The organism is Pantoea sp. 1B4 (assembly GCF_016925765.1).
In the GTDB taxonomy this organism is placed as follows: domain Bacteria; phylum Pseudomonadota; class Gammaproteobacteria; order Enterobacterales; family Enterobacteriaceae; genus Pantoea; species Pantoea agglomerans.
Genome location: NZ_JAEUWZ010000001.1, coordinates 838,309 through 864,680, shown reverse-complemented (window position 1 = coordinate 864,680; position 26,372 = coordinate 838,309). Strand labels below are relative to the sequence as shown.

Genomic DNA, 26,372 nt, shown 5'->3' with positions numbered 1-26,372 from the left:
GATCGCGTTTTTCGCTAAATAACAGAAAAAACGGCCCGCAGGCCGTTTCAGAGAAGGGAGATCAGGCGAGTGTTCCGGCACCACGACAGTTAGGCGAAGCCAGTACGGTATCCTGCAACCCTTCCCACTCTTTCAGGGTATAAGTATGCAGGGCCAGGGCATGTACGCTGCCCGCTAACTCAGCGGCCAGTTCGCCATAAATCAGGCGATGACGCGCCAGAAAGCGCTGGCCTGCAAAGCAGTCGCTCACGATGACCACTTTGAAGTGACTTTCCGATCCGGCAGGAACATTGTGCCGGTAACTTTCGTCGTGCACTTCCAGATGAGCTGGCTGAAACGCCACACGCAGCTTTTCTTCTATTTGTTCGCGGATCATGGCTATTACTCCTCAATGGCGAGCGCAGTGCCCCATCTCATTCAATCTTAGTCGCTTTTAGTGCGCTTACCCGCAAGCGCACGCTAAATATTGCATTTTATGTCAGGCCGCTTCCGGCACGCATAATAACGCAGCTGAAACGAACAGCAAACCGACCTGTCAGAGAAGAGGCTTAAAACGGTTTCAGACACAATTTCCCCGGCAACAGGGCTTTTTTCACTGCCGGGCAATGCTATGATGACCGCAGTTTTTGCAAACCAACCCCCCTGACACCAACGAGAAAAAGTATGTTGAAAAAACTGTTATTCCCACTGTTGGCTGCGTTCATTTTAGCCGGCTGTGCAACCAGCAATAACACCCTGACTATCCAGCCTAAAATTCAGTTACCGCAGCAGGACCCAGGCCTGATGGGCGTGACTGTCAGCATCAACGGTGCCGACCAGCGTAAAGATCAGGCGCTGGCAAAAGTAAACCGTGATGGTCAGTTAGTGACCTTAACGTCATCGCGTGACCTGCGCTTCCTGCTGCAGGAAGTGCTGGAGAAGCAGATGACAGCACGCGGCTATATGATTGGTCCTAATGGCGCGGTCGATCTGCAGATTGTGGTGAACAACCTCTATGCCGACGTCACTCAGGGCAATGTGCGCTACAGCATCACCACCAAAGCGGACATCTCTATTATCGCAACAGCGAAAAACGGCAACAAACAGGTTAAAAACTACCGCCAGACTTACAGCGTAGAAGGCGCGTTCAACGCCAATAACCAGAAGATTACCAACGCGGTGAACGCCACTATGAGCGATGTGATCGCGGATATGGCTCAGGACACCAGCGTCAACGACTTCATCAAGCAGAACGCCCGTTAATTCAGTCTCTCCTCTGCCCTGCCTTGCGCAGGGCTTCTTGTTATCTGCAGGATCCGCATGAACCACTATCTTCGCCTCTTCAGCCAGAAAAACGCCGCCGTATTGCTGCTTCTTGGTTTTGCTTCCGGACTGCCGCTGGCCCTGACATCGGGCACGTTGCAGGCGTGGATGACGGTGGAAAATGTCGACCTGAAAACCATCGGCTTCTTTTCGCTGGTCGGCCAGGCCTATGTCTTTAAGTTTCTCTGGTCACCGATGATGGACCGCTATACGCCGCCGTTTCTGGGCCGACGTCGCGGCTGGTTACTGGTCAGTCAGCTGGCGCTGGTTGGCGGGATAATCGCGATGGGATTTCTGCAACCGGGACGCGATCTTACCCTGATGGCCGCGCTGGCCGTGCTGATTGCCTTCTGCTCCGCCTCACAGGACATCGTTTTTGACGCATGGAAAACGGACATCCTGCCGCCTGAAGAGCGTGGCAGCGGCGCGGCGATTACCGTGCTGGGGTATCGACTGGCAATGCTGATTTCCGGCGGGCTGGCGTTGTGGCTGGCTGACCGCTACCTCGGCTGGCAGGCAACCTACTGGCTGATGGCGCTGATGATGGTGCCGGGCATTATCGCCACGCTGGTGGCGAGCGAGCCAGATACCCGTATCTCCACACCCCATTCACTGCGTCAGGCGGTGGTCGATCCGCTAAAAGATTTCTTTCAGCGCAACAACGCCTGGCTGCTGATTACCCTGATTATTCTTTACAAGCTGGGCGATGCGTTTGCCGCCTCGCTGACCACCACTTTTTTGATTCGCGGCGTGGGCTTCAACGCCGGTGACGTCGGTCTGGTCAACAAGACGCTGGGTCTGCTGGCGACCATTATCGGCGCGCTCTATGGCGGCGTACTGATGCAGCGTCTGAGCCTGTTCCGGGCGCTAATGATTTTCGGTCTGCTGCAGGCTGTCTCGAACTTTGGTTACTGGCTGCTGGCGGTGACCGATAAACAGTTGTGGAGCATGGCCAGCGCGGTCTTTGTTGAAAATCTCTGTGGCGGCATGGGCACCGCGGCCTTTGTGGCGCTGTTAATGACGCTGTGCAATAAGTCGTTCTCCGCTACCCAGTTCGCCCTGTTGTCGGCGCTCTCAGCGGTGGGTCGGGTCTATGTTGGCCCGGCGGCGGGGTGGCTGGTGGAACTCTGGGGCTGGCCGACCTTTTATGCTTTCACGGTGATGGCGGGTCTGCCGGGCCTGGTGCTGCTGGCTTTCTGCCGACAAACATTGAATCAGGTCGAGCAAAGTGGCAATTTTCTGACACGTAGCTACTATCCTCATGGCTATCGCTGGACTAATCGTCTGTTTGCAGCCGGATGCGGCGTGCTGGCACTCTGGCTGGTGGCTCTGGCACTGAATGCGTTGGGCGTGACGGCGCTGACACCGCTGCTTACCCGCCTGTTTGAGCTGGGTATGACACTCTCCCTGCTGGCGGTGCTTTCGGGAGTGTTGCTGGACTATCGGGCGCTGAAGAGAACCCCTGCGTTGCCTGCATCAGATGCTTAAGTGAAATCGATAGGTTTACGGGCTGCGGCTTATTTTATGACACCCCGATAAGTCGCCGCCATTTATCATCGCGTGTTATTTTTTAAAAATAACAATATGACCTGAGGAGGCGTAGCGGAAATACTAAAAACCGGTGAGCAATTACTTTAGTTAAATTTCATCGCGCAAATGATGCAGACTTGTTAAATATTTGGGAGTTAAAAGTAAGGGTTATTCCTTTCCCTGATTTTTTTTACGGTTACTTCCATTGGTTTTTGTTATATTGATGCCAACTGCTTGTCTGCGTTAATTATTTGTCACCTGGCGCAACATCTGTGACACCCTTAGCAAAAGGTGTCAACACGTATCTGACACATCCTTAAGCTGGTTTACACTGCATAAACCTTCCCGTAAAATGCGCGCACACTTAAACGACAATAGAGCCCTTTGTCATTGAGGTCGTTAAATGAGACTCAGTAAATACAATAAAAGTTTGGGGATTTTGTCATTAATTGCAGGCACTTTATTAATGAGTGGCTGCGATAGTGCATTGTTAAATCCCAAAGGACAGATTGCACTGGAGCAACGTTCGCTGATACTGACTGCCTTTGGCCTGATGTTGATCGTCGTCATCCCCGCAGTCCTGATGGCCGTGGTGTTTGCCTGGAAATATCGGGCGTCCAACACGAATGCGAAGTACAGCCCTAACTGGTCACACTCTAACAAAGTGGAAGCCGTGGTCTGGACCATTCCGATCCTGATCATTCTCTTCCTCAGCGTGCTGACCTGGAAATCAACCCACGCACTGGAGCCCAGCAAACCGCTGCAATCTGATGTGAAACCGGTTGAGATCGATGTGGTTGCACTGGACTGGAAATGGTTGTTCATTTACCCGGAACAGGGTATTGCGACCGTGAACCAGATTGCCTTCCCGGCAAATACTCCGGTGAACTTCAAAATCACGTCTAACTCCGTCATGAACTCTTTCTTCATCCCAACGCTCGGCAGCCAGATTTATGCGATGGCTGGTATGCAGACCAAGCTGCATCTGATTGCAAATGAGCCGGGAATTTTCGACGGTATCTCTGCGAACTTCAGTGGTCGTGGTTTCTCTGGCATGAAGTTTAAAGCCATTGCAACCAAAGACGATGCGGAATTCCAGCAGTGGGTGGCTAAAGTTAAAGCAGCCCCTAACACGCTGAACACTATGGATGATTTCGAGAAAGTGGCTGTGCCAAGCGAAAATCACCCGGTGGAATATTTCTCTTCAGCTGATCCGAAACTGTTCATGCAAGTCATCGACAAGTTCAAGATGAGCCACGGGAAAATGGACATGCCAAAACATGAAGGTATGGACATGAGTCACGCCGCTTCCGCGGGAGCCGAGGAATAATACGATGTTCGGAAAATTAACACTTGATGCAGTGCCGTACCATGAGCCGATTATCATGGTTACGGTTGCCGCTATCCTGATAGGTGGTGCAGCGCTGGTTGCTGCGCTCACCTATTTTGGTAAGTGGAAATATCTGTGGTCTGAATGGCTGACGTCAGTCGACCACAAACGCCTGGGTATCATGTACATCATCATGGCGTTCGTCATGCTGATTCGTGGTTTCGCTGATGCCATTATGATGCGTACCCAGCAGGTTATGGCTTCGGCCGGTGAAGCGGGCATTCTGCCACCGCACCACTACGACCAGATCTTTACCGCGCATGGCGTGATTATGATCTTCTTCGTGGCGATGCCGTTCGTGGTTGGCCTGATGAACATCGCGGTTCCGTTGCAGATTGGTGCACGTGACGTTGCGTTCCCGTTCCTGAATAACCTGAGCTTCTGGTTTACTGCGGTCGGTGTGATCCTGGTTAACCTGTCTCTGGGTGTGGGCGAGTTCGCACAGACCGGCTGGCTGGCTTATCCGCCGCTTTCCGGCGCGGAGTACAGTCCCGGGGTCGGGGTCGATTACTGGATCTGGAGCCTTCAGCTTTCAGGTATTGGTACGACCTTAACCGGTATTAACTTCTTCGTGACCATCCTGAAGATGCGTGCACCGGGCATGAGCCTGTTCAAAATGCCGGTATTTACCTGGACCGCGCTGTGCACCAACGTCCTGATCATCGCTGCGTTCCCGGTTCTGACCGTGACCCTGGCGCTGTTGACCCTTGATCGTTATCTCGGCTTCCATTTCTTCACCAATGAAATGGGCGGGAACATGATGATGTACGTCAACCTGATCTGGGTCTGGGGCCATCCGGAAGTGTATATCCTGGTACTGCCGGTGTTTGGTGTGTTCGCAGAAATTACCGCGACCTTCTCCAAAAAACGTCTGTTTGGTTATACCTCACTGGTGTGGGCGACCATCGCCATTACCGTGCTGTCGTTTATCGTCTGGTTGCACCACTTCTTCACCATGGGTGCAGGTGCCAACGTTAACGCCTTCTTCGGTATCATGACGATGATCATCGCGATTCCGACCGGGGTTAAAATCTTTAACTGGCTGTTCACCATGTATCAGGGCCGCATTCAGATGCACTCTGCCATGCTGTGGACCGTTGGCTTCCTGGTAACCTTCTCTGTAGGGGGGTATGACCGGCGTACTGCTGGCCGTTCCGGGTGCTGACTTTATTCTGCACAACAGCCTGTTCCTGATTGCACACTTCCATAACGTTATCATCGGTGGTGTGGTGTTCGGTTGTATGGCGGGCGTGACCTACTGGTTCCCGAAAGCATTTGGCTTCACCCTGAACGAAACCTGGGGCAAGCGCGCATTCTGGTTCTGGATCATTGGCTTCTTCGTTGCCTTTATGCCGCTGTACGCACTGGGCTTCATGGGTATGACACGTCGTCTGAGCCAGGATATCGATCCACAGTTCCACACCTTACTGGTGGTAGCTGCGGGCGGTGCCGGTCTGATTGCGCTGGGTATTCTGTGTCAGCTGACCATGTTCTACGTCTCGGTACGTGACCGCGATCAGAACCGTGATGTGACGGGTGACCCATGGGGCGGTCGTACGCTGGAGTGGGCAACCTCTTCACCACCACCGTTCTATAACTTTGCTGTCATCCCGCATGTGCATGAGCGTGACGCTTTCTGGGAAATGAAAGAGAAAGGCGAAGCGTACAAACAGCCGGAATCTTATGAAGAGATTCATATGCCGAAAAACAGCGGTGCCGCAATTATCATCTGCGCATTTGCAACGGTAATGGGTTTCGCGCTGATCTGGCATATCTGGTGGCTGGCGGGTGTTTCATTCCTCGGCATGATCGTTTCCTGGATCGTGAAGAGCTTCGACGAAGACGTGGATTACTACGTTCCGGTTGCCGAAGTTCAGAAGATTGAGAACCAGCACTTTGACGAAATCAGCAAAGCAGGTCTGAAATAATGTCAACTGAAACTCTGATTAAACATCACCACGACGCCCATGCGGAGCATGGGCATCACGATGCAGGAGCCAATAAAGTCTTTGGCTTCTGGATCTACCTGATGAGTGACTGCATTATCTTCGCAACCCTGTTTGCGACCTATGCTGTCATGGTCAACAACACTGCCGGTGGCCCGGCAGGTAAAGATATCTTTGAGCTGCCGTTTGTTCTGGTAGAAACCGCCCTGCTGCTGTTGAGTTCGATCACTTACGGCATGGCTGTTATCTCCATGAACAAGGAGCAAAAAAGGTGCCGTTATCGGCTGGCTGGCGCTGACCTTCCTGTTCGGTCTGGGCTTCATCGGGATGGAAATCTATGAATTCCATCACCTGATTGCTGAAGGCTTTGGTCCGGATCGCAGTGGCTTCCTGTCTGGCTTCTTTACGCTGGTCGGTACCCACGGTCTGCACGTGACCTCAGGTCTGATCTGGATGCTGGTTCTGATGTTCCAGATTTCCAAACGTGGCCTGAACGCGACTAACCGCACCCGTATCATGTGTCTGAGCCTGTTCTGGCACTTCCTGGACGTGGTCTGGATTTGCGTCTTCACCGTTGTTTACCTGATGGGAGCCATGTAATGAGTCATTCTGTTAACGAACATGGCGCTTCACACGGTAGCGTGAAGTCCTACATGATCGGCTTCATCCTCTCTATCATCCTGACGGCGATCCCGTTCTGGATGGTAATGGATGGCAGTGCATCTCACGGTACTATCCTTGGTGTTGTTCTGGTATGTGCGGTGATTCAGGTGCTGGTTCACCTGGTCTACTTCCTGCACTTAGACAGCAAATCTGAGGGTGGCTGGAACATGGTAGCCATTGTCTTCTCGGCCATCATCATCCTGATTGTCGTAGTAGGCTCACTGTGGATCATGTGGAACCTCAACTACAACATGATGCCTCACTAAAGAGTCACGCGTAATGTTTAAGCAATACCTGCAAGTTACAAAACCAGGAATTATTTTCGGGAATTTAATTTCTGTGATCGGCGGATTTCTGTTGGCTTCCAAAGGCAACACGGATTACGCCCTGTTTCTCATCACCCTGGTGGGCGTGTCACTGGTGGTTGCATCGGGTTGCGTGTTTAACAACGTGATCGACCGCGACATTGACATCAAGATGGAGAGAACCAGGAATCGGGTGCTGGTAAAAGGCCTCATCTCCGCGAAAGTAAGCCTGGTTTATGCCACTGTGCTGGGTATTGCTGGCTTTGCGTTGCTCTACTTCGGTGCTAATCCGCTGGCCATGTGGCTGGCGGTGATGGGCTTCGTGGTGTACGTGGGCATCTACAGTCTCTACATGAAGCGTAATTCCGTTTACGGTACGCTGATTGGCAGTCTGTCGGGTGCTGCGCCGCCGGTTATCGGCTACTGCGCGGTCTCTAACCAGTTTGATGCTGGCGCATTAATCCTGCTGGCGATCTTTAGCCTGTGGCAGATGCCGCATTCGTACGCGATTGCCATCTTCCGCTTTAAAGATTACCAGGCAGCGAACATCCCGGTTCTGCCGGTGGTGAAAGGCATTTCCGTGGCTAAAAATCATATTACGCTCTATATCCTGGCGTTTATGATTGCCACGCTGATGCTGACGCTGGGAGGCTACGCGGGCTACAAATATCTGGTGGTGGCTGCTGCGGTCAGCGTCTGGTGGCTGGGCATGGCGTTATCGGGTTATAAAACCGCTGATGACCGTGTCTGGGCGCGTAAACTGTTTGTCTTCTCTATCGTGACCATCACCGCACTGAGCGTGATGATGTCGGTGGATTCGATGGCTCCGGCCTCGAAGGACCTGCTGACTTACGTCTGGTAACCGGCACCGATACAGCATGAAAAGGGCGCGATTTTCGCGCCCTTTCTTTTTTGTTACCACTGCTTAAAAACTATTGTTTTACCCGCCCTGCCCCGCCCCCTAGAATAAATGCAGCACATTAACAGAGGTTGGAATGAACGATAATAAAATGACTCCGGTGGAGCTGCGCGCCACATGGGGCCTCGGTACGGTCTTTTCCCTGCGCATGCTGGGAATGTTTATGGTCCTGCCGGTACTGACCACTTATGGCATGGCATTACAGGGCGCGAGTGAAACCTTAATTGGCCTGGCAATCGGCATTTATGGCCTTGCCCAGGCGATATTTCAGATTCCTTTTGGTCTGCTCTCCGATCGCATCGGGCGTAAGCCGCTGATCGTTGGCGGACTGTTGCTGTTTGTCCTGGGCAGTATTATTGCTGCCTGCACCGACTCCATCTGGGGCATTATTCTGGGCCGTGCACTTCAGGGCTCAGGCGCGATTGCCGCTGCCGTGATGGCGCTGTTATCCGATTTAACCCGTGAGCAGAACCGCACCAAAGCGATGGCGTTTATCGGCATCAGTTTTGGCGTTACCTTCGCGATCGCCATGGTGGTCGGCCCGATTGTTACTCACGCACTGGGCCTGCATGCGCTGTTCTGGATGATTGCGATTCTGGCGTCGCTGGGTATCGTAATCACTCTGCTGGTGGTGCCATCGGCCTCCCATCATGTTCTGAACCGTGAATCAGGCATGGTTAAAGGCAGCTTCCGCAAAGTGCTGGCTAACCCACGTCTGGTGAAGCTCAATATCGGTATTTTCTGCCTGCACGTCCTGCTGATGTCGAGTTTTGTCGCGTTACCGGGGCAGTTTGAACAGGCAGGCTTCCCGGCTCCCGAACACTGGAAAGTCTATCTCTCCACCATGCTGATCGCTTTTGCCGGCGTAGTACCTTTCATCATTTATGCCGAAGTGAAGCGCCGCATGAAGCGTGTCTTTGTCGGCTGCGTCGGGATGATTGTCATTGCTGAGATCGTATTGTGGGGCGCGGAAGGACATTTCTGGACGCTGGTGGTGGGTGTTCAGCTCTTCTTCTTCGCTTTCAACCTGATGGAAGCGATTCTGCCTTCGCTGATCAGTAAAGAGTCGCCTGCGGGCTACAAAGGCACGGCGATGGGGATCTACTCCACCAGCCAGTTCCTGGGCGTGGCCGTTGGCGGCAGCATGGGTGGCTGGGTATTTGGTCATTTCGATGCGCAGACCGTATTCCTGGTTGGCGCGATGGTGGCCGCAGCCTGGCTGTTTGTCAGCATGACAATGCAGGAACCGCCTTATGTCAGCAGCCTGCGCATCGTGCTGAGTGATGCCGCACTGGCCGTGCCGAATCTGGAGCAGCGCCTGAAAGCGCAGCCGGGCGTCAACTCTGTGTTTATCGTGCCCGAAGAGAAAAGCGCCTATATCAAAATTGATAGCAAGGTTACCAGCCGCCCTGAGCTGGAAGCTCTGCTGGGTAGTTGCTGATAAAAAACCGGTTTGGCATGTTAGCTGTGAGATCGATCTGACTTAGGAAGCAGGCCCAGAGAGCCAGCTTGATAGGGTGAGCAACATCAGTCCATTTCGCTGTGAGATCGAGCTGGCTCAGGGAACACGGTCAGATCGGAAAGTCGCAAAAGCCGCCATCCATGGCACGCTCGGCCCGCGCCGTCCTGGCGCGGGACGCTTTCCTCCTCTGACCGTGCCCCCCTGCGCCCCTGAGCTTTTGAGTTGCTGCTAAGTTCCCCCAGGATTTGAATCTGTTAATAGACTCAAATCCAACTCAATCCTGGTTTCAGACAGCTTATAAACTCAAAGCAAGGGGGCCAGCATAGGCTCAACCGCGCCAAACCCGGCACAAGCCTTCTTACAGACAACTCATAAATCCAAGGCGATGGGAGCCTGTGCCTGTAGCAAAGCATCGCGGGCCAGGGATGGCCCGCGCTGAGCCGCCATGGATGGCGCTTTTGCGTCTTTTTGCGAAAGGCACAGGCTCCCTGAGCAAGCGCGCGATCGCACAGACGCCCTACAGCTCCCAACTCTCTCCAGAATTTCGACTTGTTTAAAGCGACAGAAGCCCACCCAAACTCAACAACAAAAAAACCCGGCCTTAGCCGGGTTTTTATCACTGCATTCATGCTGAAATTCAGCCGGCCCCCGCTTAATCGCGGAAGTTTTTAAACTGGAATGGCTGCCCCAGATTGCTGCCGCGCACGATTGCCATCGCACCCTGCAAATCATCACGCGCTTTGCCGGTTACACGCAATGCTTCACCCTGAATCTGGGTCTGCACTTTCAGCTTGCTGTCTTTGATCAGCTTCACCAGCTTCTTCGCCACGTCGCTTTCAATGCCTTTTTTCAGTTTGGCATCGACCGCCCAGCTTTTGCCGCTGTGCTCAATCTCTTCCGGCACCTCTAAAGCACCGCCTTCAATCCCGCGCTTCAGTAACTTCTCACGCAAAATATCCACCAGCTGCTTAACCTGAAAATCGGACTCGCTGGTGATTTTGATGGTTTCATTCTTTTCGTTGAGCTCAAACTCGGCGCTCACGTTGCGGAAATCGAAGCGGGTAGACACTTCACGGTTGGCATTTTCCACCGCATTGCGAATTTCCTGCAGATCGACTTCTGAAACGATATCGAAAGATGGCATCTCTTCTTCTCCTGACGCTAAAGTGACATGCATAATACGCGTCTTAAGGTGCTAAATAAAATCAGGCTGCACACAACGCTATAATGAAAGTGTGACAGTAAATAATAGATGGATAGCCCGCCAGCGGGAGGCAGCATGAAAATTACCGTGTTAGGTTGCGGCGCTCTGGGTCAGATCTGGATGACAACCCTTGCCCGCCAGGGACATGAGGTGCAGGGATGGTTGCGGGTGCCGCAGCCCTACTGTTCAGCCAATGTGATTGATCCACAGGGTAACATTTCGAACCGCACGTTTATCGCCAACGATCCGCTGTTTCTGGCAGAAAGCCAGCTGCTGCTGGTCACGCTCAAAGCCCCGCAGGTCTCGCCCGCGGTGAAAAATCTGGAAAGCGTGCTGCCAGAAAACTGCCCGGTGCTCCTGCTGCACAATGGGATGGGGACGCTGGAAGAGCTGAAAGGGCTGACTCAGCCGCTGCTGCGCGGCGTCACCACCCATGCGGCGATGCGCGACGGCACCGTTATTAAACACATCGCCAGTGGCATTACCCACATCGGCCCCGGTAACCGCAAAAGCGCCGCTTACAGCGATCTCGCCGATATCCTGCATCATGCCCTGCCTGATGTCGCCTGGCATGACAACATCCGGGCGGCCTGCTGGCGCAAGCTGGCAGTGAACTGCATCATCAATCCGCTTAGCGTGGAGTATGAGTGCCAGAACGGTGCCCTGCGCGCTTATCCGGAGCAGATCGCGCAACTGTGCGAAGAGATCAGCTGGGTCATGGAGCGCGAAGGTCAGAACGTTGCCAGCGAAAGCCTGCAGGACATCATCTTCGACGTGATTGAAAGCACCGCGGCCAACACCTCTTCGATGCTGCAGGACATACGCGCCCAGCGTCTTACCGAAATCGACTATATCAGCGGTTTTCTGCTGCGCCGCGCCCGGACGCACGGCATGGTGCTGACGGAGAACACCCGTCTGTATGACATTGTAAAACGCAAGGAGTCCCATTATGACCGCGAACGCATCAGTGCTGGTTTGCCTGGCACATGGCAGTGAAGAAACCGAAGCTGTCACCACTATCGACCTGCTGGTACGGGCCGGGCTGAACGTCGTCACCGCCAGCGTCGAAAGCGACGGCAACCGGGAGATCGTCTGCTCACGCGGTGTTCGTCTGCTGGCTGACGTGACGCTGGTTGAAGTCGCCGACAATGATTTCGCCGCCATCGTCCTGCCCGGCGGCCTGAAAGGCGCCGAAACCTTCCGTGACAGTCCGCTGTTAGTCGAAACGGTACGCCAGTTTCACCTCAATGAAAGGATCGTCGCCGCTATCTGCGCAGCGGCAGGCACAGTACTCATCCCCCCACGATCTCTTCCCGGTCGGTAACATGACTGGCTTTCCCGGCTTAAAAGAGACCATTCCGTCAGACAAGTGGATGGAGCGACGTGTGGTCTGGGATCCGCGCGTCAATCTGCTGACCAGCCAGGGGCCTGGCACGGCAATGGATTTTGCGCTGAAGCTGATCGATCTGCTGGTGGGAAAAGAGATGGCGCGCGAGGTGGCCGCACAGCTGGTGCTGGCTCCCGGCATTTATGACTATCAGGCGTGAACACGCTGAGTTAAAACGATCTGTTTTAAGCAGTGCAGCCAGTCAGACCCGAACAGGCGCTGACTGGCTCTCAGGCATCACTACGGGCGGTAGACTTTCACGTTTTTAAAGCCCTGCTCATGCAGATAGAGTGCCTGCAGACGGCTCATCACACCACGATCGCAGTAGAGCAACCAGGTCCGGTTCTGATCGAGATCGCCAAATTGCGTACTGAGTTTGTAGAACGGCAGCGACTTCACTTCCGTGGCTTTCAGTGCCAGAGGCTTCTCTTCCTGCTCATCAATAGAGCGGATATCCAGCACCACGTCGTTCTCGCTCAGCAGGGCGACAGTCTCAACTTCAACCACCTCCTCTTCTGTCTGCTCAGCGATGGTACGGATATCGACGTTGGTCGCCTCTTCAATGACCCGATCCAGAATCGTGAAGTCGAAATTCTGCTCTTCAGCCTCGATCTTCTCTTTCACCGCTTTCACGGTCGGGCTTTTTGAGATGACACCGCAATATTCCGGCATAGTGCTGGCGAAATCTTCGGTGCCGATCTCACGGGCAATCCTGATGATGTGCTCTTTGTCATGAGAGATCAGCGGACGCAGAATCAGCGTATCAGAGGCGTTATCAATCAGGCGCAGGTTGGTCAGCGTCTGGCTCGACACCTGACCTACAGCTTCACCGGTAACCAGCGCCTGCACGCCGTAGCGCTCAGCAATCGTCGAAGCGGCACGCACCATCATGCGCTTCAGCACCACGCCCATCTGGCCGTCATCCACTTTTTCGAGGATCTCACCCACTACCGGCTCAAAATTGATCGCCACGAACCGCACGCGGTGTGAACGACCAAAACGATTCCACAGATAGTGCGCAACCTGACGGACGCCAATCTCATGGGCGGCACCGCCAAGATTAAAGAAGCAGTAATGTACGCGACTGCCGCGACGCAGCAGCATATAGCTGGAGACGCCGGAGTCAAAGCCACCGGAAATCAGCGACAGCACATCTTCCTGCGTGCCGATCGGGAAACCGCCCAGACCTTCGTAGCGCGCAGTCACCAGCGTCAGACGATTCTCTTCAACTTCAAGATTCACTGTAACGTCCGGGTTTTTAAGCTGTACGCGGGCGCTTTCAATATGCTGATTCAGACCGCCGCCAACATAGCGCTCCACATCCTGTGAACTGAAGCTATGCTTACCACGACGCTTAACACGCACGCAGAAGCTCTTCCCTTCAAGGCTGTCGCGATACTGCACTAAAGTCTGTTCAAAGATGTGATGAATATCGGTGTACTCACGATCTTCAACCGCTAAAACGTGATGAATCCCCGGAATGCGCGTCAGCTCATCGGGAATAATGTCCCGCAGCACCGGATTTTTCGAACGCACTTCAATGTGATCCCAGTGACGCACAACGGCGATTTCGTCGCTAACGGTTTTCAGGACGTTGCGGATATTGCTGGCAAGAATCTTGATAAAGCGCAAACGCACCGACGGACTCTTGATGGTGATTTCAGGAAATAACTTGATGATAAACTTCATGGCGGCGACACAGCTTCGTTGGGCAAATAAGTGCTAAAACAGGCAGCACTTAGCTGGTAAAATCACAAAATTGCGGGCTGCAAGGCGCAACCGCATCCGAGGCGCGGGAGTATATCACCTTTGTCAGGTGACTGCTTCTTCATCAGCCGCCGCATTGATTATTTTGCTAATCATAGGGTCTCAGCTACCATGACCGATTGCGAGATAATGTCCCAACCGTGAGTCGACACGAAATATGCCGAAAAAAGCCGAACAGCCAGCCAGCTTTGAAACGTCATTGCAGCAGCTGGAGCAGATTGTCAGCCGTCTGGAAAGTGGTGAACTGCCGCTGGAAGAAGCCCTGAACGAATTTGAGCGCGGCGTGCAGCTGGCGCGGACTGGCCAGCAGACGCTGCAGCAGGCTGAACAGCGGGTCCGTATTCTGCTGAACGATGATAAAGATGCCGACCTCACTGCTTTCACGCCGGAAAACAGCTAATGGATTTCGCCCGATTACTCGACGCGTATCAGCAGCAGGTTAACGCCGCACTGACGCGTTTTATAGAGCCACTTCCTTTTCAGAGTTCTCCTCTGGTGAATGCCATGCATTATGGGGCATTATTAGGCGGTAAACGCCTGCGTCCTTTTCTGGTCTACGCTACCGGCGAAATGCTCCACGCCGACCCGGCGAGTCTGGATGCCCCCCGCCGCCGCGGTTGAATGCATTCATGCGTACTCTCTGATTCATGACGATCTCCCCGCAATGGACGATGATGCACTGCGTCGCGGGCAGCCAACCTGTCACATTAAATATGGCGAAGATACCGCGATTCTGGCGGGCGACGCCCTGCAGACGCTGGCCTTTTCAATTCTGGCCGACCAGGCGATGCCCGGTGTCAGCGCTGAATATCGTCTGATGATGCTCTCTGAACTGGCGAAAGCCAGCGGCGTGGCCGGCATGTGTGGCGGACAGGCGCTTGATTTAGCGGCGGAAGGTAAATCTGTGGATCTGGACCAGCTGGAGCAGATCCATCGTCATAAAACCGGCGCGCTGATCCGTTCAGCGGTACGGTTAGGCGCCTTAACGGCGGGCGATGCTGGCCGGGAAGCCCTGCCGCTGCTCGACCACTATGCAGAGGCCATTGGTCTCGCGTTTCAGGTGCAGGACGACATTCTGGATGTGATCGGTGACACAGCGGTGATCGGAAAACGCCAGGGTGCCGATCAGCATCTGGGAAAAAGCACCTATCCTTCACTGTTAGGCCTTGAAAATGCCCAAGCTAAAGCGCGGGATTTGTATCAGGAAGCACTTGATACGTTAGAAATGCTCGCTGCGCACTCTTATAACACTACAGCACTGCAGGCGCTGGCGAGCTTCATAATTGAACGCGACAAATAACTTCCATAATGAGTCTCTGATGAGTTTTGATATTGCTAAATACCCGACACTGGCGCTGGCAAACACGGTTCAGAGCTGCGCGCCCTGCCGAAAGAGAAGTTGCCTGCGCTCTGTGATGAACTGCGTCAGTATCTGTTAGACAGTGTAAGCCGCTCCAGCGGCCATTTTGCGTCGGGTCTGGGCGTGGTCGAACTGACGGTTGCGCTGCATTATGTCTATAACACCCCCTTCGACCATCTGGTATGGGATGTGGGTCATCAGGCTTATCCCCATAAAATTCTGACCGGTCGCCGCGATCGCATCGGTACGATTCGTCAGAAAAATGGCGTACACCCGTTTCCATGGCGCGGCGAAAGTGAATATGACGTATTGAGCGTCGGACACTCGTCAACCTCCATCAGTGCCGGTCTCGGCATGGCCGCGGCGGCAGAACGTGAAGGTCAGGGTCGTCGCACCGCCTGTATTATTGGCGATGGCGCCATCACCGCTGGCATGGCGTTTGAAGCGATGAACCATGCCGGTGATATCAAGCCGGACATGCTGGTGATCCTCAACGACAACGAGATGTCGATCTCCGAAAACGTCGGCGCGCTGAATAACCGTCTGGCGCAGATCCTGTCGGGTAAAACCTATGCGCGACTGCGCGAAGGCAGCAAGCGTGTGCTGACCAGCCTGCCACCGATCAAAGAGCTGGTAAGACGCACCGAAGAGCATCTCAAAGGCATGGTCGTGCCGGGTACGCTGTTTGAAGAGCTGGGCTTTAATTATATCGGCCCGGTAGATGGGCACGATGTGCTGACGCTGGTCAATACGCTGAGCAACATGCGCAGCCTGAAAGGGCCGCAGTTCCTGCATATCATGACGAAGAAAGGTAAAGGCTACGCCCCGGCAGAGGAAGATCCGATTGCCTGGCACGCCGTGCCTAAATTTGATCCTGCGATTGGCGAACTGCCAAAAAGCGCGGAAGGTCTGCCAAGCTACTCTAAAATCTTCGGCAACTGGCTGTGCGAAATGGCCGCCGACGATCCGAAACTGATGGCGATTACGCCAGCAATGCGCGAAGGCTCCGGCATGGTGGCCTTCTCACGCGAATTCCCGAAACAATATTTCGATGTGGCGATTGCCGAGCAGCACGCCGTGACCTTCGCTGCCGGTATGGCGATTGGCGGCTATAAACCGATTGTTGCTATCTACTCCACCTTCCTGCAGCGCGCCTACGATCAGCTGATCCATGACGTCGCCATCCAGAAACTGCCGGTCCTGTTTGCTATCGATCGCGGTGGTATTGTTGGCGCGGATGGTCAGACTCACCAGGGCGCGTTTGATCTCGCCTATCTGCGCTGCGTGCCGGATATGGTGATCATGACCCCCCAGCGATGAAAATGAGTGTCGGCAGATGCTCTACACCGGCTATCACTATCAGGATGGTCCAAGTGCGGTGCGCTATCCGCGCGGCACTGGTGTCGGTACGCCACTGGCTCCGCTGCAGAGCCTGCCGCTGGGTAAAGCCGTGGTGAAACGTCAGGGTGAAAAGCTGGCGATTCTGAATTTCGGCACCCTGTTGCCGGAAGCAGCCGCCACGGCGGAAGCGCTGAATGCGACTCTGGTCGATATGCGCTTTGTGAAGCCGCTGGATGAGGCGCTGATCGCCGAGCTCGCCGCCACGCACGACTCGCTGATTACGCTGGAAGAAGGCGCCATCAAAGGCGGTGCCGGCAGTGGCGTCAATGAATTTGTTATGGCGAAACGTCTGGCTGTTCCGGTGCTGAACATCGGTCTGCCTGATGAGTTCATCCCGCAGGGCACGCAGGATGAAGTGCGTCATGACTATCTGCTGGACGCGGAGGGCATTCAGCAGCAGATCGTCCGCTGGCTGGCGCAGTAACCTCCCCTCTCTGCGCTCCCCCCTCGGGGAGCGCAACATCCTGCTATGCTAAGACCTTTGCACTTTCGCAGGAGCCTCCACCATGAAAACGATTCAACTGGGTACCACCGATCTGCAGGTGTCGCGTCTCTGTCTTGGCTGCATGACTTATGGCGAGCCCACGCGCGGCAACCATGCATGGACGCTGCCGGAAGCGAGCAGCCGTCCGCTGATCCAGCAGGCGCTGAACGCGGGGATCAACTTTTTCGATACCGCCAACAGCTATTCAGATGGCAGCAGCGAAGAGATCCTGGGCCGGGCGCTGAAAGACTTTGCCCGCCGTGAAGAGATCGTGGTCGCCACCAAAGTCTATTTCCCGCTGACCAATCTGTCACAGGGATTGTCGCGCAAGAATATTCTGCAATCCATTGATGACAGCCTGCAGCGCCTCGGCATGGAGTATGTCGACCTGCTGCAGATTCACCGCTGGGATTATGAGACGCCGCTGGAAGAGACGCTGGAAGCGCTGCATGAAGTCGTGCAGTCTGGCAAAGCACGTTATATCGGTGCCTCGTCGATGCACGCCAGTCAGTTTGCCCAGGCGTTGCAGATGCAGTCGGAACAGGGCTGGCATCGCTTTGTCAGCATGCAGGATCAGTACAACCTGATTCAGCGCGAAGAGGAGCGTGAAATGCATCCGCTCTGCCTGCAAGAGCAGATTGCCGTGCTGCCGTGGAGTCCGCTGGCGCGCGGTAAGCTGACCCGCCCGTGGGGGGAAAATACCGCGCGTTCCGCCTCTGACAAAGTGATGGCGTCGCTCTACGACAATACCGAAGAGAATGATGCCGTGATTGCAGAGCGGCTGGCGCAGGTGGCGGAAGGTAAAGGTGTAACGCGGGCGCAGGTGGCTCTGGCCTGGCTGCTGAGTAAGCCTGCCGTCACGGCACCGATTATTGGTGCGTCGCGTGCTGAGCAGTTTGAGGATCTGGTGAAGGCGGTGGATGTCACGCTGAGTGACGAGGAAGTTGCACTGCTGGAAGAGGTCTATCAGCCGCATCAGCCGGTAGGATTCGAATAAAATCAGAGAAGGAGACGCCCTGCCCGGGCGTCACCTTCTGTCGCGGTGTGAAGAGCCCTGGCCGTTAACCCGCCAGCCAGACCCCAAAGCCATACAGCATGGCAGCGGAAATCACGCCTGCAATAATGTCATCCACCATAATGCCCATGCCGCCATGCACATTGCGGTCAAACCAGCGAATCGGCCACGGCTTCCACATATCAAGAATACGGAACAGCACAAAGCCACCCAAAACCCATTGCCAGCTGTTGACCGGAATCGCCATCAGCGTGATCCACATGCCGATAAACTCATCCCAGACAATACTGCCGTGATCGTGTACGCCCATATCTTTAGCGGTGCGATGGCAGAGATAGACGCCAACGCAGATACCGACCAGCACCACCAGCGAATAGAGATCCTGCGGCAGATAGGTCATCAGCCACCAGAACGGAATGGCCGCCAGCGATCCCATGGTGCCAGGCACGACCGGGCTTAATCCGCTGCCGAAACCGGTCGCCAGCAGATGCCAGGGATTGCTCATCCGCAGGCGACTCTTCGCCACGTCGTTATTTAGCATCAAAGTGATCAAACCCTTTATGACGGAATGTGGCGGGCTTGCCATTATCCAGCAGCGTTAAGCCTTCCGACTCCGGTGCCATCTGCCCGATGCAGGTATAGGGCACGCCCAGATGACCCAGCGCCACATCGAGCGCGCCGCGATTGACCTCGGGCACCGTAAAGCAGAGTTCGTAATCTTCTCCGCCACTCAGCGCCCAGCGCAGGACCTGCTCAGGGTCGAAATGGTCGCGCAGCGCAGCCGAAAGGGGCAACGCATCCAGATTAAGCCGTGCGCCACAGCCGCTGGCTTTCAGCACATGGCCGAGATCGGAAATCAGGCCGTCGGAAAGATCCACCGCTGAGGAGGCCAGCGAACGCAGCGCCTGGCCCTGCAGAATGCGCGGCATAGGACGCAGATGACGTTTAATCAGCGCTTCATGCACCGCCGGATCGCTGATGCGGCAGTGATGCTGCAGCAACGCCAGGCCCGCCGCGCTGTCACCCAGCGTACCGGTCACGTAAATCCAGTCACCCGGCTTCGCGCCTGAACGTTTCAGGGCGCGGCCCTGCGGCACCAGACCGTGAATCGCCAGCGTCAGGCTCAGCGGGCCACGGGTAGTGTCGCCACCGACCAGCTGCATGTCGTAATATTCCAGCAGTTCAAACAGGCTTTCGCTGAAGGCAGAGAGCCAGCTCTCATCGACCTGCGGCAGCGTTAAGGCCAGCGTCAGCCATGCGGGATCGGCGCCCATGGCAGCAAGGTCGCTGAGATTCACAGCCAGGGCTTTGTAACCCAGATCGGCAGGATGGATATCCCGTAAGAAGTGCACACCCGCGACCAGGGTATCGGTGCTGATCGCCAGCGTCTGTTTTTCCGGCACGCTAAGTAACGCACAATCGTCACCGATGCCGAGTTCGACATCACGGCGGCTGCGTGTTCTGCGGTTGAAGTAGCGTGCGATGAGTTCAAATTCACCACAAGACATAATTGCGTTCCGCTTAACCCTTCATGAAAAAAGGCCGGCAAGCCGGCCTTTTTTGTTTATTTGCGATTGGGTCGAATTTGTGGACCGGCTTTATCAAGCACGCCGTTAACAAATTTATGACTGTCTTCGGCACCGAAGACTTTCGCCAGCTCAATCCCTTCGTTGATGGCCACTTTATAAGGCACATCATTACGTTTGCTCAGCTCATACAGCGAGATGCGCAGGATAGCTTTTTCTACCTGGCCCAGCTCTTCGAGCTGACGCGACAGATAGGGCTTCATCAGTCCATCCAGATACGCACTGTTGGTCGCCACACCGGACAGCAGTTCGCGGAAGTAGGTAATGTCGACGTCTTTGACGTCCTGTTCCGCCAGAAACTGGTATTCCACATCGGCAATGTCGTTATTCGACAACTGCCAGGAGTAAAGCGCCTGAACAGCGCACTCACGGGCGCGACGACGAGCAGCAGGTTTCACAAAATTCCCCTTACAAAAATCAGGCTTTAATGGCTTTCAATACGTTGATCATTTCGAGCGCAGTCAGAGCCGCTTCAGCACCTTTGTTACCCGCTTTGGTGCCGGCACGCTCAATGGCCTGCTCGATGCTTTCAGTGGTCAGCACGCCAAACGCGACAGGAATCTCGCTGTTCATGGCAACGCTGGCGATACCGGAGCTGGCTTCACCCGCCACATATTCGAAGTGCGCAGTGCCACCCCGAATAACCGTACCGAGTGCGATAATCGCATCATATTTGCCGGTGTTGGCCAGCGCGCGTGCTGCCAGAGGCAGTTCGTATGCACCAGGCACCCAGACTACGGTGATATTGTCATCTTTGACCTGGCCGATACGTTTCAGGGCATCAACTGCGCCATCCAGCAGGCTGTCATTAATGAAGTTGTTAAAACGCGCGATAACGATGGCAACATTGGCCTCAGGCGTTGCAACAGCAGCTTCGATAACTTTCATACTTATCCTTTCAGGGGTTTGGTTGGCCCCGCGCAGGGGGGGCGGATTCTATCATACTCTTGGGCGGCGTGCTCTCGCTTTTCCGACCGTGTTATTGTGGTGTCAGGGTCAGGCGTAAATCGTCACCGACCTGGCGGACATCACTGAAACGGAAGGCAGGTGCGTCAGCCAGCTGGCTTAGTCCCGGCAGCTGACACAGCCCGCGTCCTTCATGACCTAACAGCTTAGGCGCCAGATAAACAATCAGTTCATCGACCAGTCCGGCCTGCAACAGGGCACCGGCCAGCGTTGCGCCCGCTTCAACCCAGACGCTGTTAATCTGTCGCTGTCCCAGCAGCATCATCATCGCCACCAGGTCCAGCTGCTGTTCGCGCAGCGGAACAGCAATTTGCGTTACGTCAGCGGGCCAGCTCTGCTGATCGGGCTGATGACGCATCAGCCAGGTTTCACCCGGCTGCGAAATGAGCCGATGCTGCGGCGTCACGCGATTCTGGCTGTCGATAACCACCCGCACCGGCTGACGCAGTTGCTGCTCATCAAGCAGTGCCTGGCTCTCCGCATTGAGTTCAGACCAGCGTACCGTCAGGGAAGGATCGTCCGCCAGCACCGTGGCGCTGCTGCTGAGAATGGCGGCGCTCTGCGCACGCAGGCGCTGCACATCACGACGGGCAGCCGGCGAGGTTATCCACTGACTTTCGCCGCTGGCCATTGCCGTTCTGCCATCCAGTGAGGCACCCAGCTTGAGCTGGATCCAGGGGGAAGCCAGTGCGCATCCGCTTGAGGAAACCGCGATTCAGCGCCTCCGCTTCCGGCATCATCAGACCGTGGCTGACCTCAATGCCCGCCTGATGCAGACGGTGCAGTCCGCGCCCCGCCACCTGCGGATTCGGATCCTGCATGGCGGCCACGACACGGGTAACGCCAGCGGCGATCAGCGCATCACAGCAGGGTGGCGTACGGCCATGATGGCTGCAGGGTTCCAGCGTGACATAGGCGGTTGCGCCACGCGCTTTCTCACCCGCCATGCGCAGGGCGTGGACTTCAGCATGCGGTTCACCGGCGCGCTGATGCCAGCCCTCACCGACCACCTCGCCATCGCGCACAATCACGCAGCCCACATTGGGGTTCGGCATCGTCGTAAAGCGGCCGCGTCGCGCCAGTTCCAGCGCACGCGCCATATAAAGTTCATCCATGGTTTAATCCTGTAACCGGGCGATCTCTTCGCCAAAATCACGAATGTCTTCAAAGCTGCGGTAAACCGAGGCAAAGCGGATGTAGGCGACTTTATCGAGCTTCTTCAGCTCATCCATCACCAGATTGCCAATCAGCTTACTGGGAATCTCACGTTCACCGGTGGCACGCAGCTGGGTTTTAATATGGTTTACGGCGCTTTCAACCGCATCGGCGCTGACCGGACGCTTCTCAAGCGCTTTCATCATCCCGCTGGCCATTTTGTCTTCATTAAAGGGTTCGCGCACGTCATTGCTTTTCACCACGCGTGGCATCACCAGTTCCGCCACCTCGAAGGTGGTAAAACGCTCATGACACATCAGACACTGGCGGCGGCGGCGCACCGAAGAGCCTTCACTAACCAGACGAGAATCAATCACTTTGGTGTCCACAGCGGAGCAGAATGGGCAATGCATGACGTTTCCTGACGCGAGAGAGATGGGCCAGACAGTGTAACGCGAACTGCGAATCAACAAAATCTCTTCCGTGCCTTTCCTGTGCCACCACGCACAGCATAAATGATGTTAAATATCAGCGACGGCAAAAGGGTCTACGCTTATAGAGCCGAAAGACGGCGTATATCCACTAACACTCTGGAGGTTGTATGGGTCTGTTTAATTTTGTGAAAGAAGCCGGTGAAAAATTATGGGATGCCGTGAATGGCGGCGATGACCAGAATAAAAAGCTGCAGGATCACATCAACAAGCTCGGTTTACCCGACAGCGACAAAGTGGATGTGAAGGTCAATGGCGATACCGTGACCGTGACGGGCGATGGCCTTTCCCAGGAGCTGAAAGAGAAGATTCTGATCGCAGCCGGTAACGTTGCAGGCATCACCAAAGTGGAAGATAAGGTGACCGTGACAGACAGCGCGGCCGAGTCAGAACTTTACACCGTGAAAAAAGGCGACACGCTGAGCGCAATTTCCAAACAGGTTTATGGAAATGCCAACGAATACAACAAGATTTTCGAGGCGAATAAGCCAATGCTCTCTCATCCTGATAAGATCTATCCTGGCCAGGTTTTACGTATTCCAAAATAACGTACAAGGATAACTTATGAGCAGGATGGTTTGGGTTCCGGTGGCGCTCTCTCTGGTGATGCTGGGCGGTTGCAGCAGTAGCGCCAGCAACCCGCAGGTCAGAGAGTTGCATCAGGAAGTGAGTCAGCTTAATCAGCAGATGCAGCACCTGACCACGCAGGCCAGCGCGCTGGAGATTCAGGGGCAGTTAAACAGCCATTCGCAGCAAGGCGCGTGGCTGATCCCGCAGGCGAACACGCCGGTGGCACTGCAAACCCAGCTCGGCACGCTGCGACTGGCGCTCTCGCCTGTCACCGCTGAAGCCAGCGGCTCGCGGGCAACCCTGACGGTACGCTCAATGGACGATCGCCCTTTGCCTGCCCTGCACGCTACGGTGAACTGGGGCGAACTCGATCCGGCAACCGGTAAACCACTGAGTAACGGCAGTCTGAGTCAGACAATAGCGGTCCCTGCCTCGCTGTTGCCCCAGCATTCGGTGAGCATACCGCTGCAACTCAGCGGCCTCACGCCGGATCAATCAGGTTATGTCCGCGTGCATAACGTCACCGGCGACGCACCTGCCCAGACCTCTCCTGCTGCACCCTGATCTGATCACAGGTGCAAAAAAAAACGGGCAGCCACATGGCTGCCCGTTTTTATTTCTCTGAGGCGATTAAGGCAGGATAGAAGGCTGATCGGCGCCCTCTTTCTCGACTTTCTGCACCAGCATATGTTCACGCTTCATGCCCAGCTTCAGCGCCAGCGCCGAAGAGACATAAATTGATGAAATCGTACCAATCGTCACACCAATCAGCATGGTCAGTGAGAAGCCTTTCAGCAGCGCACCACCAAACACGAAGAGGATGAGGATCATCGCCAGCGTGGTCAGCGAGGTAATCAGCGTACGGCTTAACGTCTGGGTCAGTGACACGTTAGTAATATCGTAAGAGCTGCCGCGACGGATCTTGCGGAAGTTTTCACGAATACGGTCCGACACCACGATTTTATCGTTAAGCGAGTAGCCAATCACCGACATCAGTGAGGCAACAATCGTCAGGTCGATTTCAATGCGGAACAGCGCCAGCAGGCCGCAGGTGATGATCACGTCATGCGCCAGCGCCAGCACGGTACCCAGCGCCAGACGCCACTCAAAGCGAAAACCGATGTAGATCAGAATCGCAATCAGCGCGGACAACAGCGCCATCGCACCCGCCTGCGCAAGGTCGCTGCCCACACTCGGACCCACGAACTCAATGCGCTTAACGGTAGCATTTTGCTGCGTGGTCTGGTTAATTACCGACACCACTTTATTGCCTAACTCGGTGCCCGCCGGGCCGGTAACCGGTGCCATACGCACCATGACGTCACGGCTGCTGCCAAAGTTCTGCACCAGCGGCTCGTCAAAGCCCGCTTTCACCAGATCACCACGCAGGACTTCAAGATCGGCCGGTTTTTCCAGCGCGATCTCAATCACCGTACCACCGGTGAAATCGAGGCCCCAGTTAAAACCACGCACACCCACGATAGCAATCGCGGCGAGAATCAGCAGTCCCGAAATGATGAAGGCCAGCTTATCCCAGCGCATAAAGTCGACGACTTTACGCCCGTGGTTCAACTGCTCAATGTTATATTCCTGTGCCACAACGCACTCCTCAGATAGACAGCTTGTTGATGCGTTTGCCACCGTAAACCAGGTTAACAATGGCACGGGTACCGACAATCGCGGTGAACATTGAGGTTGCGATACCAATTGCGGTGGTAATAGCAAAGCCTTTGATCGAACCGGTGCCGACTGCATAAAGAATGATAACTTTGATCAGGGTGGTCACGTTCGCATCGACAATACTGGAGAAGGCGCCTTTATAGCCCTCATGAATTGCCTGCTGAACCGAGCGCCCGTTACGCAGCTCTTCTTTAATACGTTCGTTAATCAGCACGTTGGCATCCACCGCCACCGCCAGCGTTAACACGATACCGGCAATACCCGGCATGGTCAGGGTCGCACCCGGCAACAGCGACATAATGCCGACAATCAGCACCAGGTTAACCAGCAGCGCGCTGGTCGCAATCAGACCAAACTTCTTGTAGAACACCACCATAAACAGGATCGACGCAAGCAGACCCCACAGGCAGGCTTCCAGACCCTGAGTAATGTTCTGCTGACCCATGGTCGGCCCGATAGTACGCTCTTCCACAATCTGGATGGGCGCAATCAACGCACCGGCACGCAGCAGCAGCGAGAGCTGACGCGCTTCGTTCGGGTTGTTGATACCGGTGATACGGAAGCTGTTCCCCAGACGAGACTGGATGTTGGCGACGTTAATCACCTCTTCCTGTTTCACCAGAATTGAACGGCCATTGGCATCTTTCTTACCGCTGTCTTTGTACTCCACAAACAGGGTCGCCATCGGCTTGCCGATGTTGTCCTTGGTGAAGTTCGACATAATGTTACCGCCTGCGCCATCCAGTGAAATGTTCACCTGTGGCTGGTTGTACTCATCCATGCTGGAAGTCGAGTCGGTGATATGGTCACCGGTCAGGATCACCCGCTTGTAGAGCACCACCGGCTGGCCATCACGCATGTCTTTAACTTCAGAGTCACCCGGTACACGACCACTGGCCGCTACGGTTGGATCCACGCTGGTGTTTACCAGACGGAATTCTAGGGTCGCCGTTGCACCCAGAATCTCTTTAGCGCGTGCCGTATCCTGAATACCCGGCAGCTCAACTACGATGCGATCGGAACCCTGACGCTGTACCAGCGGTTCGGCCACGCCCAACTGGTTCACACGGTTACGCAGAATAGTAATGTTCTGCTGAACCGCATATTCACGCGCTTCGCTGAGACGAGCATCGCTCATGGTGGCACGCAGGGCATCGCTGCCGCTGCTGTTGATCACCAAATCCTGATGACGCGAGGTCAGCCAGGAGATCGCCGCATCGCGGCTGGCTGCGTCACGGAAACGAATTTCCACGCCGTAGTTCGCGATTTTGTTGACGGTGGTGTAAGGGATACTTTTGGTGCGCAGGTCGCTACGCAGCGAGTCAGCATTCTGCTCCTGCAGTTTGCCGAGTGCGGTGTCCATGTCCACTTCCATCAGGAAGTGCACACCACCACGCAGATCGAGACCGAGTTTCATCGGTTCTGCTGACAGCATCGACAGCCAGCGAGGCGTGGCTGGCGCGAGGTTCAGCGCAACAACGTAGTTTTCACCCAGCGTTTTCATGATCGCTTCACGGGCGCGTAACTGCACATCCGTATTATTGAAGCGCGCGGTAATCGCACCATTTTCCAGCGCAACAGATTTGCTCTGGATATTGTCTTGTTTTAATGCGGACTGAATTTGATCCAACGTCTGCTCACTGGCGGCGCTTCCGCGCGCACCAGTGATTTGAACGGCCGGATCCTCACCATACAGGTTGGGAAGCGCATAGAGCAGGCCGACGAGAATCACGACGACCAGCATCACGTACTTCCACAAAGGATAACGATTTAACACGGCAGTTCCCTT

21 protein-coding genes and 6 pseudogenes are annotated in these 26,372 nt (G+C 55.0%); 16 read left to right on the top strand and 11 right to left on the bottom strand.

Annotation, left to right across the window (positions count from 1 at the left end; all coding sequences use genetic code 11):
- Window positions 1–61 precede the first annotated feature (61 nt).
- Window positions 62–376 (bottom strand): transcriptional regulator BolA, encoded by a 315-nt coding sequence (gene bolA / locus JNO11_RS04020; protein WP_008924895.1) that lies wholly within the window; start codon window positions 374–376, stop codon window positions 62–64.
- Window positions 377–663: 287 nt separating this feature from the next.
- Here bolA and JNO11_RS04015 point away from each other — a divergent pair, with 287 nt between their 5' ends.
- The 8 genes and pseudogenes from JNO11_RS04015 (at window position 664) to JNO11_RS03980 (ending at window position 9,496) form a co-directional block, all read left to right on the top strand.
- Window positions 664–1,242 (top strand): lipoprotein, encoded by a 579-nt coding sequence (locus JNO11_RS04015; RefSeq protein ID WP_010255406.1) that lies wholly within the window; start codon window positions 664–666, stop codon window positions 1,240–1,242.
- Window positions 1,243–1,299: 57 nt separating this feature from the next.
- Window positions 1,300–2,790, top strand: coding sequence for a muropeptide MFS transporter AmpG (gene ampG / locus JNO11_RS04010; RefSeq protein ID WP_010255404.1), 1,491 nt, complete (start codon window positions 1,300–1,302; stop codon window positions 2,788–2,790).
- Between the two features lie 445 nt (window positions 2,791–3,235).
- Window positions 3,236–4,162 (top strand): cytochrome o ubiquinol oxidase subunit II, encoded by a 927-nt coding sequence (cyoA, locus tag JNO11_RS04005; protein ID WP_010255402.1) that lies wholly within the window; start codon window positions 3,236–3,238, stop codon window positions 4,160–4,162.
- Between the two features lie 4 nt (window positions 4,163–4,166).
- A pseudogene (gene cyoB / locus JNO11_RS04000) lies at window positions 4,167–6,150 on the top strand (cytochrome o ubiquinol oxidase subunit I).
- Window positions 6,150–6,768 (top strand): annotated as a pseudogene (locus JNO11_RS03995) (cytochrome o ubiquinol oxidase subunit III). The pseudogenes cyoB and JNO11_RS03995 overlap by 1 nt, the downstream one beginning before the upstream one ends.
- Window positions 6,768–7,097: a cytochrome o ubiquinol oxidase subunit IV gene (locus JNO11_RS03990; protein WP_008924889.1), complete on the top strand. Its 330-nt coding sequence runs from the start codon at window positions 6,768–6,770 to the stop codon at window positions 7,095–7,097. Before JNO11_RS03995 ends, JNO11_RS03990 begins: the two are co-directional and overlap by 1 nt.
- A 13-nt stretch (window positions 7,098–7,110) precedes the next feature.
- The gene (gene cyoE, locus JNO11_RS03985) at window positions 7,111–7,998 is read left to right on the top strand and encodes a heme o synthase (RefSeq protein ID WP_010255394.1); all 888 of its coding nucleotides are present in this window, start codon (window positions 7,111–7,113) and stop codon (window positions 7,996–7,998) included.
- Window positions 7,999–8,131: 133 nt separating this feature from the next.
- A complete protein-coding gene (locus JNO11_RS03980) occupies window positions 8,132–9,496 on the top strand; it encodes an MFS transporter (RefSeq protein WP_010255391.1) in 1,365 nt (454 codons plus the stop codon).
- A gap of 673 nt (window positions 9,497–10,169) precedes the next feature.
- On the opposite strand, the gene JNO11_RS03975 is transcribed toward JNO11_RS03980, so the two are convergent.
- A complete protein-coding gene (locus JNO11_RS03975; RefSeq protein ID WP_003852530.1) occupies window positions 10,170–10,661 on the bottom strand; it encodes a YajQ family cyclic di-GMP-binding protein in 492 nt (163 codons plus the stop codon).
- Between the two features lie 135 nt (window positions 10,662–10,796).
- Between JNO11_RS03975 and panE the strand changes: the two genes are divergently transcribed.
- Together panE and yajL are read left to right on the top strand one after the other, a co-directional pair.
- Window positions 10,797–11,717 carry a 2-dehydropantoate 2-reductase gene (panE, locus tag JNO11_RS03970; protein WP_325176949.1) on the top strand — a complete coding sequence of 307 codons (921 nt, stop codon included), beginning with the start codon at window positions 10,797–10,799 and terminating at the stop codon, window positions 11,715–11,717.
- A pseudogene (yajL, locus tag JNO11_RS03965) lies at window positions 11,671–12,268 on the top strand (protein deglycase YajL). The gene panE and the pseudogene yajL overlap by 47 nt, the downstream one beginning before the upstream one ends.
- Window positions 12,269–12,348: 80 nt before the next feature.
- Here yajL and thiI read toward each other — a convergent pair.
- Window positions 12,349–13,797, bottom strand: a complete 1,449-nt coding sequence (gene thiI / locus JNO11_RS03960) for a tRNA uracil 4-sulfurtransferase ThiI (protein WP_022626121.1) — start codon at window positions 13,795–13,797, stop codon at window positions 12,349–12,351.
- Between the two features lie 235 nt (window positions 13,798–14,032).
- On the opposite strand from thiI, the gene xseB reads away from it, so the two are divergent.
- The 4 genes and pseudogenes from xseB to JNO11_RS03940 all read left to right on the top strand — a co-directional run bounded on the left by xseB (window position 14,033) and on the right by JNO11_RS03940 (window position 18,117).
- Window positions 14,033–14,275, top strand: a complete 243-nt coding sequence (gene xseB, locus JNO11_RS03955) for an exodeoxyribonuclease VII small subunit (RefSeq protein ID WP_010255382.1) — start codon at window positions 14,033–14,035, stop codon at window positions 14,273–14,275.
- Window positions 14,275–15,175, top strand: a pseudogene (ispA, locus tag JNO11_RS03950) ((2E,6E)-farnesyl diphosphate synthase). Before xseB ends, ispA begins: the two are co-directional and overlap by 1 nt.
- A 19-nt stretch (window positions 15,176–15,194) precedes the next feature.
- Window positions 15,195–17,060 (top strand): annotated as a pseudogene (gene dxs / locus JNO11_RS03945) (1-deoxy-D-xylulose-5-phosphate synthase).
- Between the two features lie 82 nt (window positions 17,061–17,142).
- Window positions 17,143–18,117, top strand: coding sequence for an aldo/keto reductase (locus tag JNO11_RS03940; protein ID WP_033756762.1), 975 nt, complete (start codon window positions 17,143–17,145; stop codon window positions 18,115–18,117).
- A gap of 64 nt (window positions 18,118–18,181) precedes the next feature.
- Here JNO11_RS03940 and pgpA read toward each other — a convergent pair whose 3' ends face one another.
- From pgpA to nrdR, 6 genes and pseudogenes are all read right to left on the bottom strand, one after another.
- Window positions 18,182–18,676, bottom strand: a complete 495-nt coding sequence (gene pgpA, locus JNO11_RS03935; RefSeq protein ID WP_031293112.1) for a phosphatidylglycerophosphatase A — start codon at window positions 18,674–18,676, stop codon at window positions 18,182–18,184.
- Window positions 18,666–19,643 carry a thiamine-phosphate kinase gene (gene thiL, locus JNO11_RS03930; RefSeq protein WP_010255374.1) on the bottom strand — a complete coding sequence of 326 codons (978 nt, stop codon included), beginning with the start codon at window positions 19,641–19,643 and terminating at the stop codon, window positions 18,666–18,668. The genes pgpA and thiL overlap by 11 nt, the downstream gene beginning before the upstream one ends.
- A gap of 56 nt (window positions 19,644–19,699) precedes the next feature.
- Window positions 19,700–20,119 carry a transcription antitermination factor NusB gene (gene nusB, locus JNO11_RS03925; protein ID WP_010255372.1) on the bottom strand — a complete coding sequence of 140 codons (420 nt, stop codon included), beginning with the start codon at window positions 20,117–20,119 and terminating at the stop codon, window positions 19,700–19,702.
- Window positions 20,120–20,138: 19 nt separating this feature from the next.
- Entirely contained in the window at window positions 20,139–20,609 is a 471-nt protein-coding gene (gene ribE, locus JNO11_RS03920) for a 6,7-dimethyl-8-ribityllumazine synthase (RefSeq protein WP_010255369.1), read from the bottom strand.
- Between the two features lie 91 nt (window positions 20,610–20,700).
- A pseudogene (ribD, locus tag JNO11_RS03915) lies at window positions 20,701–21,802 on the bottom strand (bifunctional diaminohydroxyphosphoribosylaminopyrimidine deaminase/5-amino-6-(5-phosphoribosylamino)uracil reductase RibD).
- A gap of 3 nt (window positions 21,803–21,805) precedes the next feature.
- On the bottom strand, window positions 21,806–22,255 hold the full coding sequence (gene nrdR / locus JNO11_RS03910) for a transcriptional regulator NrdR (RefSeq protein WP_009091750.1): 450 nt from the start codon (window positions 22,253–22,255) through the stop codon (window positions 21,806–21,808).
- Between the two features lie 188 nt (window positions 22,256–22,443).
- On the opposite strand from nrdR, the gene lysM reads away from it, so the two are divergent.
- Entirely contained in the window at window positions 22,444–22,881 is a 438-nt protein-coding gene (gene lysM, locus JNO11_RS03905; RefSeq protein ID WP_010671197.1) for a peptidoglycan-binding protein LysM, read from the top strand.
- 16 nt (window positions 22,882–22,897) lie between these two features.
- Complete coding sequence (locus JNO11_RS03900) at window positions 22,898–23,467, top strand: DUF3251 domain-containing protein (RefSeq protein WP_325176948.1); 570 nt, start codon at window positions 22,898–22,900, stop codon at window positions 23,465–23,467.
- 66 nt (window positions 23,468–23,533) lie between these two features.
- On the opposite strand, the gene secF is transcribed toward JNO11_RS03900, so the two are convergent.
- Window positions 23,534–24,502, bottom strand: coding sequence for a protein translocase subunit SecF (gene secF, locus JNO11_RS03895; protein ID WP_010255357.1), 969 nt, complete (start codon window positions 24,500–24,502; stop codon window positions 23,534–23,536).
- 10 nt (window positions 24,503–24,512) lie between these two features.
- On the bottom strand, window positions 24,513–26,360 hold the full coding sequence (gene secD / locus JNO11_RS03890; RefSeq protein WP_325176947.1) for a protein translocase subunit SecD: 1,848 nt from the start codon (window positions 26,358–26,360) through the stop codon (window positions 24,513–24,515).
- Window positions 26,361–26,372 lie beyond the last annotated feature (12 nt).